Raw genomic sequence first — 13,259 nt, forward strand, 5'->3', positions numbered from 1 at the left:
AATGCAAATACCTGGTAACGCGGGGTGGAGCAGCCCGGTAGCTCGTCAGGCTCATAACCTGAAGGCCGCAGGTTCAAATCCTGCCCCCGCAACCAACGACCCCTGCGATGCCATCAAAGCCCCATCAAGGGGCTTTTGGCGTTTCTGGGCCGCCAGAAACCAAAGTCTGGCTGAGTGACCTGCTCTGATCCATGAAAATTGGAGGGAGAACGGGGCACAGGTCATGATCTCAATCCATCTGGCGAATGATCCGGGCAGCCAGTAGCGGCTTTTGTGGTCAGCTAATCAGTCAATACTTTGCCTGGGTTCAGCGTTTTCGTCGGATCAAGGCTCCATTTCAACTGCCTCATCAACATCCACTTGCCATGATGAATTTGTGCAATCAAAGTTTGCGCCCTCTTGCTGCCAATGCCATGTTCGGCGGAAAAGGTGCCGCCTAGGGCATGCAGGCCGGTATAGAATATCTCTTCAATCGCCCTGACTTTGTCGCCGTCCATTGCATCATGAGCAGCATTTAACACCATATGCAGATTGCCGTCCCCAAGATGCCCGAAGACGTAAGGGCTCAGGTCCGGGTCGAGCGTCTTCAGCTTAGCCATGCACTGGTCGAGATAGTTTTCCAATTCGGAAAGCGGTACCGACACGTCATATGACGGTGCGCCAGGATATTTGCGGTAGATCAGGTCCGTGTCTTCTCGCAGAGCCCAAATGGCCTTCTCCTGCGCCTTTGATGAGGCGATGACGGCGGAGATATCGGGGTAGTCCGTGGCGACGTCCTCGTAAATGTTTTCAATCTCGCTCTGAACGTCTGCGTCGTCGTTTCCGCCAATGCAGAGCAAAAGATTGATGGGGTGGTCTGCCCGATAGTCGGCGGCTGACCAGTTGTGATGAGCCGATGTCAGGTAGAAATAATGCGGCCAGATCGCTTCAGCCGCGCGCAGATGCCCATGCCGCGCCTTCAGGCCGCGCTGCATGGCGCTCAGGGCTGCTTGGGTCGAGGGCAGGCCGAACAGCGCGGTGGCGGTGAAAGAGGGCCGGGGTTCGAGCTTGATGGCAATCCTGGTGATGATGCCGAGTGTCCCTTCACTGCCGATGAACAGGTGTGAGAGGTCATAGCCCGCAGTGTTTTTCACCACGCGCGTCAGATCGGAATAGATTGACCCATCCGCGAGAACCGCTTCAAGTCCGAGGATACGATGGCGCATGACGCCGTATCGGAATGCGGCAATTCCGCCGGCATTGGTGGATGTCATGCCGCCGATCGTTGCCGAGCCCCGGGATGGCAGATCGATACCTGGTTCGAGCCCATACTCGCCCGCTGCCTCCTGAAGCGCCTGAAGCGTGACCCCGGCCTCGACAATGGCGACATTTTCGACGGGCGATAGAAACGTGATGCGGTTGAGACGGGCGGTGGAAATGATGATTTCGCCGGGTCGCGAAATGCCGCCGCCAACAAGACCGGTTCGCCCGCCATGCGTCACGATGGGGACACTGTTTGCATGGCAACACCGGACGACGGCGGCCAGTTCCTCTGTGCTGCCCGGCAGGACGACGATGCCGGCGCCGAGGTTTTCAGGCAAAATGCCGTAGTCGATTGCCGATACGGCATCATTTTCTTTCACATAATCGCGTCCGACAATCGTCGCGATCTCGGCCTTGAAGCCGGAGGTCAGGCAGGACATGTATTTTCCTTGGGTGAGAAGCGGTGTGCTCGTTCGAGACGGGCGGGTCAACGTGGCTCGTGGCGCATCAGGTGGCCTTCAAGCAGCCGGATCATCATCACCAGTACCAGATTGATTATGAGGTAGATGATACCTGCCAGCGTGAAGACCTCGAAGATTGCGAAAGTCTGGCTCATCAGGCGTTTGGCATAGCCGGTGATCTCCAGAACCGTGATCGTGGACGCAAGGCTCGTGCCCTTGACGACGAGGATCAACTCATTGCCATAGGCAGGCAGCGCCTGGCGGATGGCCAACGGAAACTCGATCCGGCGAAAACAGGTGAAGCGTGACATGCCGGATGCTTTCGCCGCTTCCTTGAGTCCAGATGGGATCGACAGCAGGCCGCCGCGCAGGATTTCTGACGTATAGGCGGCGGTGTTCAACGCAATCGCCATGACGGCACAGCGTGTTCCGTCGCTGACGAGCCACCATGTCACGGCGTTCCCCTTGATGAACGGGATTTGCGCCAGCCCGTAGTAGAACAGGAAGAGTTGCACGAGGAGCGGCGTACCTCTGAAGACCATGCTGTAATATTTGGCGATGTTTGCAAGAAAACGCTGCTCGGACATCCGCATCACGGCGAGCGCGAGCCCAAGATGAAAGCCGATTGCGACGGACAAAATGGTCAGGATCAAAGTTTTGGACAGCCCTTGCAGAAGAACGGGGATCGACGTCGACAGAAAATCCATATCCATGGCATCAGCTCCTTGATCTTAGCCTGACAAGACGCTCGACGCGATCGAAGCCGGCCTGACTTATGATCGTGATGATGAAGTAGACGATGGCGGCGATCAGGAAGAAGATCAGCGGATTGCGGGTGCTTCCGGCCCCCACGCTTGCCGTGCGCATCAGTTCCTGCAAGCCGACGACGGAGACGAGCGCCGTGTCCTTGATCGTCGCTTGCCAGACATTGTTCATGCCGGGGAGCGCAATGCGCAGCATTTGCGGGAAGATGATCCGGCGAAAAATCCTATAGCGAGAAAGACCCAGCGCGCGTGCGGCTTCGATATGGCCGGTCGGGATGGAGGCCAACGCGCCGCGGATGACTTCGGTGGAATAGGCCCCGGAGATTGCACCGACGGCAATGACGGCAATGATGAAAGCGTAGCCATTATCGGCGAGAGCGGCGTAGCCGAAGGCTGTGGCGACCTTGGTGACGAATTCCACCGAGGAAAAGAACAGAAGATAGATGATCAGCAGTTCGGGTACGCCGCGGATCAGGGACGTGTAGGCGGTTACTGCGATGGTCAGCGGAAAGATCCTGGCCCATTTGACGAGGCCGAAAAGCATGCCGATGATCGCGCCAAGGACGATACTGGTGAGACCGACGGCGATGGTGATCGCGGTGCCGCGCAGGATCGCGCCGATCCATCCACCCTCCCAGACAAGTATCAGACTGTTTTCCATGTGCTGCGCCTCGGCAATTGCTTCATTCATGACTTGGATCCACTGGTGTCTCTACCATCCGGATCCGTCGCGGCAGTTCATCGGGTAGGGACGCCCCGCACGTCTGCACGTGCGGGGCGGCGTTATCAGTTGCAGGGACGCGAAATGTCCATCTTGAACCATTTCTGGCTGGCTTTACCGATCGAGCCATCGGCGACGAGTGTGCAGAGCGCCTCGTCGATCTTGGCTTTCAGTTCGGGATTGTCCTTGGAAATGCCGACGCCGATACCCTCACCGAGGGTGGAGTCGAACTTGCTCTGAACCTTCACATCCACGAACTGGAAATCCTTGCCGTCCGGCTTGGAAAGGAAGTCCTGCAAGGCAGATGCATCGGCGAAGGCCGCGTCGATACGACCGCTCGTGAGGTCGATCTGCATGTTTTCCAGCGTGTCATAGGTCTTCAGATTGGCGGACGGAATGCGCTTCTCGACGAAGTGGGCATGCGTCGTACCGGTCTGCACGCCGATGGACTTGCCTTCGAGGCCCTTCAGCAGCGCATCGATATCCTTGATGCCGGCCAGATCTGAGCTTTTCGGCACCACGAACATGTTGGCGAGTTCGGCATAACCGACCGAGAAAGCGATTTCCTTCTTGCGATCCTGCGTGATCGACATGCCGGAGATGATGACGTCGAAACGATTGGCTTTTAGCGCCGGAATTAGGCCGTCAAAGGCTTGAACGACGAATTTGCATTTCATCGCAAGCTTTTCACAGAGCAGATTGCCGACATCGGCATCGAAGCCCGTGACGTTGCCGGCTGCATCGGCCATGCTCCATGGCGGATAGGCACCTTCGGTGCCGATGGAGAGCTGGCCCTCTGCGGCCTGAACCGTGCTTGCGCCAGCAAGGAGCAGAGCGAGTGACAGAGCTTTGAAATTCATGTCGATATTCCCCTTTTGTGGATATTGTCATCGATCGTGTTTCTTCAGCGGACGCGTCATCGGGTGCGAGACAGGAACTGGCGAAGCCGTTCGGATCTCGGTGCATTGAACATGTCTACCGGAGCACCCTCTTCCTCCACTTTTCCTTGATGGAGGAAGAGAATCTTGTGTGAGACCTCACGCGCGAACTGCATTTCGTGAGTCACGAGGATCATCGTGTTGCCTTCTTCGGCCAGTTGCCGGATGACCCGCAGAACCTCGCCGACGAGTTCCGGGTCGAGCGCCGATGTCGGCTCATCGAGAAGAATGAGCTTCGGGCGCATGGCAAGCGTGCGGGCGATGGCGGCGCGCTGCTGCTGCCCGCCGGAGAGTTGACCCGGATAATGCGCATGCTTGTCCGAAAGGCCGACTTTCCTCAGTAGCGCATGCGCATGGTCGATGGCCTCGGCCTTGTGCTCCTTCAGCACCTGTACCGGCGCTTCGATGATGTTCTCCAGCACGGTCATGTGCGGCCAGAGATTGAAGTTCTGGAACACCATTCCGACGCGGGAGCGCATCCGCTCGACTTGTCGGCGATCGGCAGGGGTTGCGCGCCCATTGGCGGCGCGCTTCATCTGGATTTCTTCGCCATCGATGACGATCTGGCCCTGATCCGGCTGCTCCAGCAGATTGATGCAGCGCAGAAAGGTGCTTTTGCCTGAACCCGACGAGCCGATCATTGACACCACTTCACCCCGTTTTGCCAAGACATCGACGCCGTTCAGCACGCTCAAGGGCCCGAAGCGCTTGTGAATGCCATGAACTTCGACAGCGGGCTTTTCGGCCGTTTTCGGCTTGTCGTGATGCGGTTTGGCGAGCACCGTGACCGATGCGGCAGCTGGAACGACTTTCTCGACACCAGCCCCACCGAGCGTCTTCAATTGTGTGAAGGCACGGTCGAAGTGGCGCAGCGATGTGGAAAGGCAGGTTTTGCGCCAGTCGGCATCGTCGGGAATGAAGGCCGTGCGGATCTGATTTTTGATGCTCTCGCCAAGCGGCGTATCCAAATTTCCATAGAGATGCAGCCAGTTATCCGCCTTGACCGCGTTCGATACGGTTTCGCCTTCCAGCGTTCCGCATTCGATGACGAGTGGCAGAACACGCGCCGCTGGCATGGCCTGACGAATAGCGGCCGAGACATAGCCGGTCGCCGTCGCAGCAATGCCGCTGCCTGTTGCGGCATGTCTTCCCGTCATCACCACCGAAAGGGCGGGGCCGAACATCTCCCGCCCCCAGTCCAGACCGGAATGCTCGCTTTCGGCAACGGAAAGAAGCGCGGGATAGGCGTAGGGGCCGGCACCCGTGTGGAGATCGAATACGATAACGTCCTTGAGGTGACGGGCAAATGTCGACAGGATTTCGAGGAGAGTCCGGTTCGACCAGACTGGGCTGTCGCCGCCATAGAACAGGCCATCAGGATACTCGTATTGGCCGGCCTCTATGATGGGTGCAAGGCCCTGATAGCCGCCGGCTTTCGCTTTGGCCGCTTCGTAGGCTGCGTCCATCTGATCGCGCTCGGGGCCATCCCAAGAGGGACAGAGCAGAAGCGGGTGCAGGTCACAATAGCGCTCATTCTTCGGCGGCATATTGTTCCAGTCGATGAAATTGCGGTTGAGATCGACATTGTCTTCGTTTACCCGGCGCGACCAGGCAGTGCCCCAGGGATTGATCAGATGGATGGCGAGAACCGCCGTGTCGTCCGGCAGGTGCCAGGGGGAGTTCTGTGAGAACCACGCGGTCTGGCAAGCGGAACCGAAGGGGCCCTCGACCCCATGGGTGCCGGAAATCAGCACCATCAGCTTTGCTGCATCTCTCCGTCCAAGATAGGCAACATCGGTTGCGAGCGGCTCACCGGACGGACCGCGCAGAGGATGCGGATATTCTGACAGACTGGCGCCAGAGGTGCGGGCGGCCGCGATAAAACGCGCGCGCAAGGCCGAAAAGTCCCCGGCGAAAAGGCCAGACTGCGGTGAAGATGCCATGCGACAAAGCTCCCGGTTCTTCTGATCGTGATGCGCTTTCGCGCGCAGTTCGTTCCTGCGGGTCGTTGCCCGCTTTTTGTTTTTTTGTTGCCGCGCTGGCGTTCTTATCTGGCGATAAGCATGTGCAGCGCGGCAATGAAGCGGTCGTTTTCCGCCGGTGTTCCGATCGTCATGCGGATGAAGGTCTCATAACCCTTCTCCTTCCATGGCTTGACGATGATGCCGCGCGATAGCAGGTGATCGAATGCCTTTTGGCTATCGAGGCCGACATCGATGAAGAGAAAATTCGTTTGCGATTTTGCAGCCCGCAATCCCATCGATACCAGTGCTTCTGCTACCCGGGCGCGTTCGCCCGTCATCGATGCGACGGATGACTTCATCCACGCATCGTCATCGAGTGCGGCAACGGCAGCGATCTGTGCCGCGCTGTTGACGTTGAAGGGCGTCTTCGAAGAGCTGACGGCGCGGGCAAGACGGTCATCGGAGAAAACCGCATAGCCAACCCGAAGTCCTGCAAGTCCGTAGGCCTTCGAAAAGGTGCGCAGCACCACATAATTCAATCCCGAACCGGAAAGGAGCTCCAGACCGTCTGGGGTCTCGTCGTCGGCATATTCGAAATAGGCTTCGTCCAGAACGAGAAGTGTTTGGTGAGAAACTGCCGCGAGGATTTGTTCGAGGCTGGCTGTGCTGAGGGCAGGGCCAACCGGATTCGACGGTGAGGAGAGGAAAAAGATTGCCGGCGCCTTTGAAAGAGCAGCGACAATTGCCGGCACATCGAAGTCGAGATCCGCGCGCATCGGCACCTTGTCGACTGTCGCGCCATTTGCCAACGCTTCGATCTCGTGCAGACCGAAGCCGGGTGAGACCGTGGCGACCGGTGCGCCACGACAGAGTACCGCGCGACATATGGCTGCGATCATGTCCTCCGAGCCGTTGCCGATGACGATCCGATCACTTGCAACGCCAACCTTCGCGCTCAGAGCGCCGCGCAAGGTCGTGCAGGCTGGATCGGAGTAACGCGACGGATTCAGGTCTGCCAGCGCTGCCATCACCTTGGGAGAACAGCCATCCGGGTTTTCATTGCTGGCAAGCGCTGCGATATCGTCACGACCGCTAAGCTTGCGTGCGGCAGCAATGTTCATTCCGGCATTGTAGGGCGGCAGAGCCGCTACATGCGGATTGAGCGTGATATCTTTTCGCGGCATATCCATTTCGGTATCCCTAAAGTGTGTGCTCGGCTATGCCGGTGGCTCGGGTCAAAGGTCGAGAACGACTGAGGATTTCGGCTTGCTGCAGCACAGCAGCACCCGTCCTGGCGGCACCTCATCGAGCGGCTCTTCGAAGTAGTCGACCTCTCCGGAGACAAAGCCCTGTTCACAGGAGCCGCAAATCCCGGCGCGGCAGGAAAATTCGGGCTCGATGCCATTGGCTTCGAGACAGTCGAGAAGCGAGCTGCAAGATTCTGTCCAGGCCAGTTCCCGTCCGGACTTTTGCAACACGATCCGCATGCCATCATTGCTGACAGTCGCGGTTGCGCCGGTCCCATCGCCTGCATTCGGCGCAGTCGGCTTGGCAGTTTGCAGCTCCGGCTCGGACAGCAGGCTGGCCGGACCGAAGAATTCATAGGCAATCCGCTCCTTGCGCACGCCAAGGCCGGTCAGAATGCCGAAGAGCGCCTTCATGAAGGGTGGCGGACCACACATGTAAAACTCGTAGTCATCGAGCGGCAGCAACTTTTGCAGCACCTCGCGGCCGAGAAAGCCGGTCGAATGGCAGCGACCCGCCTGCATGTCGTCGTCCCCGGCAAAACGATGGCAGAAATGCACCGTGATGCCGCTGCGGGCCGCTGCGAGTTCTTCAACCTCATTGCGCAGGGCATGGACTGCCATGCTGTCACAGGCATGAATGAACCAGACGGGCCGATCGGTTTCATGCGCAAGCACATGAAGCATGGAGACGGTGGGTGTCAGGCCAACGCCGCCGGACAGGAGCACGACTGGCCGTGTGCTTTCCGTATCGAGTTTGAAAGCGCCGCGCGGCGTGTCGATGTCCAGCACCGTGCCGGGTTCGACTTCATCATGCAGCCAGCAGGAACCAAAGCCCTGCGGCAGCTGAGCGGACGGCGCGGCCTCACGTTTCACGCTGATGCGATAAATCCCGCTTTCTCTGGGCGATGACGAGACCGTATAGTTTCGGAGCACATGGCCATCCGCGCCATCCGGAATGCGGATGGTGAGGAACTGCCCTGCTTCAAAGGGTCGCCAATGGTCCTTGTTGCGGGGCGCCAGCGTGAAGGAGGTAATCGTTTCGCTTTCGCGGGTCTTGGCGATCACTTCGAACGGTTGGAAGCGTGAGGATGCGGGCTGTTGCATTCCGCGCAATCCTATTCCGCAGCCTGATTGACCGTCTGGCTTGCCGCTTCTTCGGCGATGAGCTGCGCCAGCTTGCGGCGGAAACGCAAGGGGCCGACATCGATCTTGAGATCCAGATTGGGCGTCTGCTTGTTGGCCATGCCGTGTTGAACAGCTTCGAGAACAATCCTGTCTTCCTCGAAAGCGCCGCGCACGGATTTGGCGAAGCTTGCGGACACCGCCGGGTCGTCAGGCGCGAAGTTGCGCATCTGGAACCAATAATACTTCGTCCTGTTCTCATCGACCGGCGTCATGAAGTTGTAGCTGTCCATCAGGAAGGTGTTGTCGGGCAGGGGCTTGCCTTCGCCGCCGGTAAAGGCCGGGGCAAAGATCGCCTTGATGATCGCATTGCTTGGATAGCGCACTTCGTAATGCTGCTTACGGTCGGTATTGCCTTCGAATTGCAGGAAGGGCGCATAGAATGGTGCGGGCTCGGAATCGATCATCCAGCGCCAGACGGTCACACCATCCTCCTTGACGGTCGTTTCAAGCGGCGTTTCCTCGCAAGCCGCGCTGGCGAAGGATGACTGATGAACCCATGCGACGTGCGACGGGTCGAGCAGATTGTCCGTCATGTAAAGATAGTTGCAGTTCAGCATCATGGACTCGCCACGATTGATGCCCCAGGCTGGATCGCCGAAATGCTCGACTTCGAAAATCTCGTCCGGATTGGCTTTTTCCGCACCGCCCATCCAGATCCACAAAAGACCGTAGCGCTCGTGGACCGGATAGGAACGAACCTTGGCGACATGCGGAATACGCTCAGCACCGGGCACGCGGGTGCAGGCGCCCGAACAGTCAAATGTCAAGCCATGATAGCCGCATTCCACATCGTCGCCCTTGATGCGGCCCATGGAAAGCGGCAGCTTTCTATGGGGACAGGCATCTTCGAGTGCGGCGGCCTGGCCGTCCTGTTTGCGGTAAAGAACGATGTTCTCACCCAGGATAGTCACGGGCTTCAGCTCCCTCCCGACCTCATGATCCCAGGCGGCAACATACCAAGTGTTCTTGAGAAACATTTCGCTCTCCTTGCGTTTTGTCAGGCCGAGTGTTTGCCGTTTTGCTGGTGCCAACAAGTTGCAAGCGACTGCTTTCTATTTTAGAAAATCTAAATTGGGGAGAATTCTAAAGGAGCCGCTTTGAAGAACCTGTCACTTCGTGCGTTGCAGGCTTTCGACGCGATCGGTCGCTGCGGTTCGATCACCGCTGCCGCTGAAGATCTGGGCGTTTCGCCAGGTGCTATCAGCCAGCTTGTGCGCAATCTGGAACACGCCCTGGGATTGACTCTCCTGGAGCGCCGAGGCCGCCGCGTCGAGCTGTCCTCCTGGGGGCGGCTCTATTATCGCGAAGTTTCCAAGGGTTTTCAGCAGCTTGCGCTCGCGACAAACGTCCTGAAGCGCGCAAGCAACGAAGGCGGTATCGTGGTAAGCGCGCTGTCATCCGTCGCCAGCCGGTGGATAAGTCGCAAGATTTTCGACTGGCAGGAGCTCTGTCCCACCGCGCAATTGCGCATTTTCGGGCAGGATCAGGAGCCGCGTCTAGGGGCAGAAGAGGTCGATTTTCGCATCACATACGGTCGCCGGTCATACGTGCACGAGCACGTGGCTCACCTGTTTACGGATTGGGTTGTTCCTACCTGTTCACCGGCGCTGCTCGCCGCCCGCACACCGCAATCTCCCGAGGACGTTTTGACCTTTCCGCTTCTCAACGTGGAGTGGGAATCTGACTACAAGGCCTCGCCGCAATGGCGTGACTGGGCAAAGCTGGTCAATGCCAATCACAGTCAGCCATTTTCCGGTCTCTCCTTCACGCTTTCGAGCAGCGCCATTGATGCTGCCGTCAACGGGAGAGGCTTTGTGTTGGCACAGCTTTCGATGGTCCAAGAAGAAATCGCGGCTGGTACACTCGTCGTTCCTTTCGATATTCGGCTCAAACTGTCTGAAAGCTACTTTCTCGCCTGGGACCGGACCGCCTTGGAAAAGCCCAACGGGCAACGTTTCCACAAGTGGATATTGGCGGTTGCGAGACAGCAGGAAATGTTGTCTTCACCCCCATTTTTGGACCGGTCATAGGGTCGCATCTGTTAAAGAGTTGCGCACTGGCACGCAGCCTTGATTACCGACAGTGGCAAGCAGTCCCAGCCGATGAAGATTGGCGGAATTTCGATGAGCGTGCTTGGCCAATCCGTTGTCGATCCTTCAGCATGGCTGGCTCATCCTGCCGTACCATCTCAATGTCGTGGCCGAGAAGGGCGACGAAAGGTTCACAGTTGAAGCAGCCGTCACCTGCCGTCTCTCGCCGTAGTGCCCCGTCTCGGTCATCCAGCGCATCACACCTTCCAGATAAATGGTCGAGTCGACGAAGAGCCCGTGTGGCAGATCTTTGCCCCACGCCTCCAGGTTTCGCAAAGCTCCGGCTGCCTTGTCAGGCGCATAGCCGCAGGCGAGCAAATGACGTTCATCGACCGACACCCCGAATGCTTCATGGGCATCTCTGAAACCGCGAGAGCGTTCGCTGGTTGTGATCGGGTCAGCGACCGCCGACAAAGAGCAGAGGCTCCTTGTCACCGAAACCGATCGCGCATTTCTTTGGGACTCGAAGGGTTAAGCTCCAGACTCAATTAATCCATCATATTACGATAGCTGCGATGTAGCACGTTGCCGCGAAATTTATCCTGAGCTTGTCGTATCGCGTCGCGACACACCTCCAGTCCTTGAGACGCAGGAACGTCCGCTCGATGATATTCCGTCTTCGGTAGGCGAGCGGGTCGCTCTCAAGGAGCGGGATGACAACGGGTGCATCACCGCGTTGCCCAGGCGTTATTCGAAACGCGACTGGACGGTCGAAACCATCGACAACAGCATGGATTTTTGTCGGTCTGTCGCCTCTCGCGCGACCGACTGCTTCGGCATCTGCACCCCTTTTCCACCGGCGGCAGGCCTGTTTATTGCCGATGATGTATCGGCTTAGCGAAAGGACGGGAATATCCAGCAAGCCCTTGTCGACGCGCTTTGGTAGCTTAAGCAAGCCGCCATCTATTCATCAAGCGGTAATTGCAGTTCGATGGTCAGGCCAGGCTTGTCCTGATCCACAATCAGCGCCTCGCCCCCATGGGCTCTGGCAATCCCTCGCACGATCGGCAGCCCCAGACCGGATCCGCCGCTTGCGCGCGCGCGGGACTCATCTGCCCGCCAAAAGCGCTCAAAGGCGCGCTCCCTATGCGCCGCATCAATGCCCGGACCGTTGTCGCGGCATCGCACATAGGCAAATCCATCCTTGACACCCGTTTCAACCAGCACATCGCTGTTGGGAGCATAGCGACGGCAATTGTCGAGCAGGGCCAGAATGGCCTGGCGGATCCGGGTGGGATCGACCAGGGCCGGAGAAGGATCCAATCTGTGCTCGACAAATATTCCAGCTTGTTCGAGATCGCTTCCGATCGAAACGAGCACCGACATGGCTTCAATCGACAAATCGACACGTGAAAGCGCAAGCTCCAGCTTCCCGACATTGGCCAAGGCCAAAGTGCGAAGCTCCTCCACGATGGCCGAGAGATCATCCACATGGGCGATAAGCCGCCCGTAAAGCTCGGGACTCGGCTGAAAGGCTCCATCCAGCAACCCTTGCAGGCGCCCGCGCAGGATGGTGAGCGGTGTGCGCAATTCGTGAGCGATCGAAGAGTTCGAGTATTTGATCTCGGCTTCCGCCTTCTGCAAGCGCTCGGCCATGGAGTTGAAGTCCTCCATCAAGCTCTTCGCTTCCCCGAAAGGCGTCGCGGCAATCTCGGCCCGCGCGGAAAAATCGCCTTCCGTAATCGCTCGCGCTGCAGTCGCCACGGACTTCAACGGTTCCACGATTTTTTGGGCCAGTCTCCACGCAACCAAGACGGCAGATAGAAGCCCCGTCGACAGGATCGTGGCGAGCACCATCGTGTCGCTCAACTGCCATTTTTCGTCGTAGGCGGCTTCGGGGAACAGCCAGTCGTAGATGACGAAATAATAGGCCATCAGCCCGAAGTACATCACCGCGAACGCGACGAGCGTGATGCCGGTCATGGCACGGATGATATGGGTGTTGAGATTGCTAGCCATTCAGATCGCTCAACTTGTAGCCGACGCCGCGGACCCCGCTCAAAAGACGATCCGCACCAGCGGCGGTCAGCTTGCGGCGCAGATTGCTGACATGGCTGTCAACCGTTCGGTCCAGAGCCTCTCCTTCCGGCAGGCAGGCATCGACGAGCTCCGAGCGTTCGAACACCCTGTTGGGAAACGCTGCCATATGGGCAAGAAGGCGAAATTCGGTTCGAGTGAGCTCCAGGGCGACAAGACCGGACGGCCCGTCCACCAGAGCAGTGTAAGCCTCCGCATCCACCGCGAGCGGCCCGACACGCAATATCTGCCGATTGCTCTTGCCGTTTGCGCGGCGCAGAACAGCTTTGGCCCGGGCAACCACCTCCAAGGGGTTGAAAGGCTTGACGACGTAGTCATCCGCACCGAGCCGCAGAGCCTGCAGCTTGTCGAGGTCTTCCGCCAAGGCGGTCACCATGATCACCGGCGTCTCTCCCCGACGTCGAACGGCTGCCAGGACCTCATAGCCGTCCTGCCCCGGTAGTTTCACATCGAGAACGATCAGATCCGGTTTGAGGCGGATGTGGTGGGAAAGACCAATCGCGCCGTTGCCAGCGCTGATGGTTCGGAAGCCTTCGCGCACGAAATAGGTCTCGAGGATCTCCGCAATCTCCGGTTCGTCCTCGATGATGAGAATAAGTGCATTGTCCAT

Annotated in this window: 12 protein-coding genes, 1 tRNA gene and 1 pseudogene; 2 read left to right on the forward strand and 12 right to left on the reverse strand. The window is 58.3% G+C overall.

The annotated features are described in order from the left end of the window. Window positions 1-18 precede the first annotated feature (18 nt). Window positions 19-95, forward strand: a tRNA-Met gene (locus tag DFO46_RS22775). 186 nt (window positions 96-281) lie between these two features. On the opposite strand, the gene DFO46_RS22780 is transcribed toward DFO46_RS22775, so the two are convergent. The 9 genes and pseudogenes from DFO46_RS22780 to DFO46_RS22815 form a co-directional block, all read right to left on the reverse strand. After that, window positions 282-1,682, reverse strand: coding sequence for an FAD-binding oxidoreductase (locus DFO46_RS22780; RefSeq protein ID WP_120279217.1), 1,401 nt, complete (start codon window positions 1,680-1,682; stop codon window positions 282-284). A 47-nt stretch (window positions 1,683-1,729) separates the two neighbouring features. Then, complete coding sequence (locus DFO46_RS22785; protein WP_120279218.1) at window positions 1,730-2,416, reverse strand: ABC transporter permease; 687 nt, start codon at window positions 2,414-2,416, stop codon at window positions 1,730-1,732. A gap of 4 nt (window positions 2,417-2,420) precedes the next feature. Continuing rightward, window positions 2,421-3,128, reverse strand: a complete 708-nt coding sequence (locus DFO46_RS22790; RefSeq protein WP_110794135.1) for an ABC transporter permease subunit — start codon at window positions 3,126-3,128, stop codon at window positions 2,421-2,423. Between the two features lie 125 nt (window positions 3,129-3,253). Then, the gene (locus DFO46_RS22795; protein WP_120279220.1) at window positions 3,254-4,048 is read right to left on the reverse strand and encodes a transporter substrate-binding domain-containing protein; all 795 of its coding nucleotides are present in this window, start codon (window positions 4,046-4,048) and stop codon (window positions 3,254-3,256) included. 56 nt (window positions 4,049-4,104) lie between these two features. After that, complete coding sequence (locus tag DFO46_RS24330) at window positions 4,105-4,908, reverse strand: ATP-binding cassette domain-containing protein (RefSeq protein WP_348627771.1); 804 nt, start codon at window positions 4,906-4,908, stop codon at window positions 4,105-4,107. Between the two features lie 111 nt (window positions 4,909-5,019). Beyond that, window positions 5,020-6,069 (reverse strand): annotated as a pseudogene (locus tag DFO46_RS24335) (DUF2817 domain-containing protein); the annotation flags it as partial. Window positions 6,070-6,173: 104 nt separating this feature from the next. Further along, window positions 6,174-7,280, reverse strand: coding sequence for a histidinol-phosphate transaminase (hisC, locus tag DFO46_RS22805; RefSeq protein WP_245422700.1), 1,107 nt, complete (start codon window positions 7,278-7,280; stop codon window positions 6,174-6,176). Window positions 7,281-7,325: 45 nt separating this feature from the next. After that, complete coding sequence (locus tag DFO46_RS22810) at window positions 7,326-8,441, reverse strand: FAD-binding oxidoreductase (protein ID WP_120279222.1); 1,116 nt, start codon at window positions 8,439-8,441, stop codon at window positions 7,326-7,328. Window positions 8,442-8,452: 11 nt separating this feature from the next. After that, on the reverse strand, window positions 8,453-9,499 hold the full coding sequence (locus DFO46_RS22815; protein ID WP_120279223.1) for an aromatic ring-hydroxylating dioxygenase subunit alpha: 1,047 nt from the start codon (window positions 9,497-9,499) through the stop codon (window positions 8,453-8,455). 120 nt (window positions 9,500-9,619) lie between these two features. On the opposite strand from DFO46_RS22815, the gene DFO46_RS22820 reads away from it, so the two are divergent. Beyond that, the gene (locus DFO46_RS22820; protein ID WP_120279224.1) at window positions 9,620-10,552 is read left to right on the forward strand and encodes a LysR substrate-binding domain-containing protein; all 933 of its coding nucleotides are present in this window, start codon (window positions 9,620-9,622) and stop codon (window positions 10,550-10,552) included. A gap of 126 nt (window positions 10,553-10,678) precedes the next feature. Here DFO46_RS22820 and DFO46_RS23800 read toward each other — a convergent pair whose 3' ends face one another. The 3 genes from DFO46_RS23800 to DFO46_RS22835 all read right to left on the reverse strand — a co-directional run bounded on the left by DFO46_RS23800 (window position 10,679) and on the right by DFO46_RS22835 (window position 13,259). Continuing rightward, on the reverse strand, window positions 10,679-11,026 hold the full coding sequence (locus tag DFO46_RS23800) for a hypothetical protein (RefSeq protein ID WP_147412791.1): 348 nt from the start codon (window positions 11,024-11,026) through the stop codon (window positions 10,679-10,681). A gap of 489 nt (window positions 11,027-11,515) precedes the next feature. Then, on the reverse strand, window positions 11,516-12,535 hold the full coding sequence (locus DFO46_RS22830) for an ATP-binding protein (protein WP_210210662.1): 1,020 nt from the start codon (window positions 12,533-12,535) through the stop codon (window positions 11,516-11,518). Between the two features lie 28 nt (window positions 12,536-12,563). Beyond that, window positions 12,564-13,259 carry a response regulator gene (locus DFO46_RS22835; protein WP_110791336.1) on the reverse strand — a complete coding sequence of 232 codons (696 nt, stop codon included), beginning with the start codon at window positions 13,257-13,259 and terminating at the stop codon, window positions 12,564-12,566.

The organism is Rhizobium sp. AG855, from assembly GCF_003610655.1.
Classification (GTDB): Bacteria; Pseudomonadota; Alphaproteobacteria; order Rhizobiales; family Rhizobiaceae; genus Allorhizobium; species Allorhizobium wuzhouense.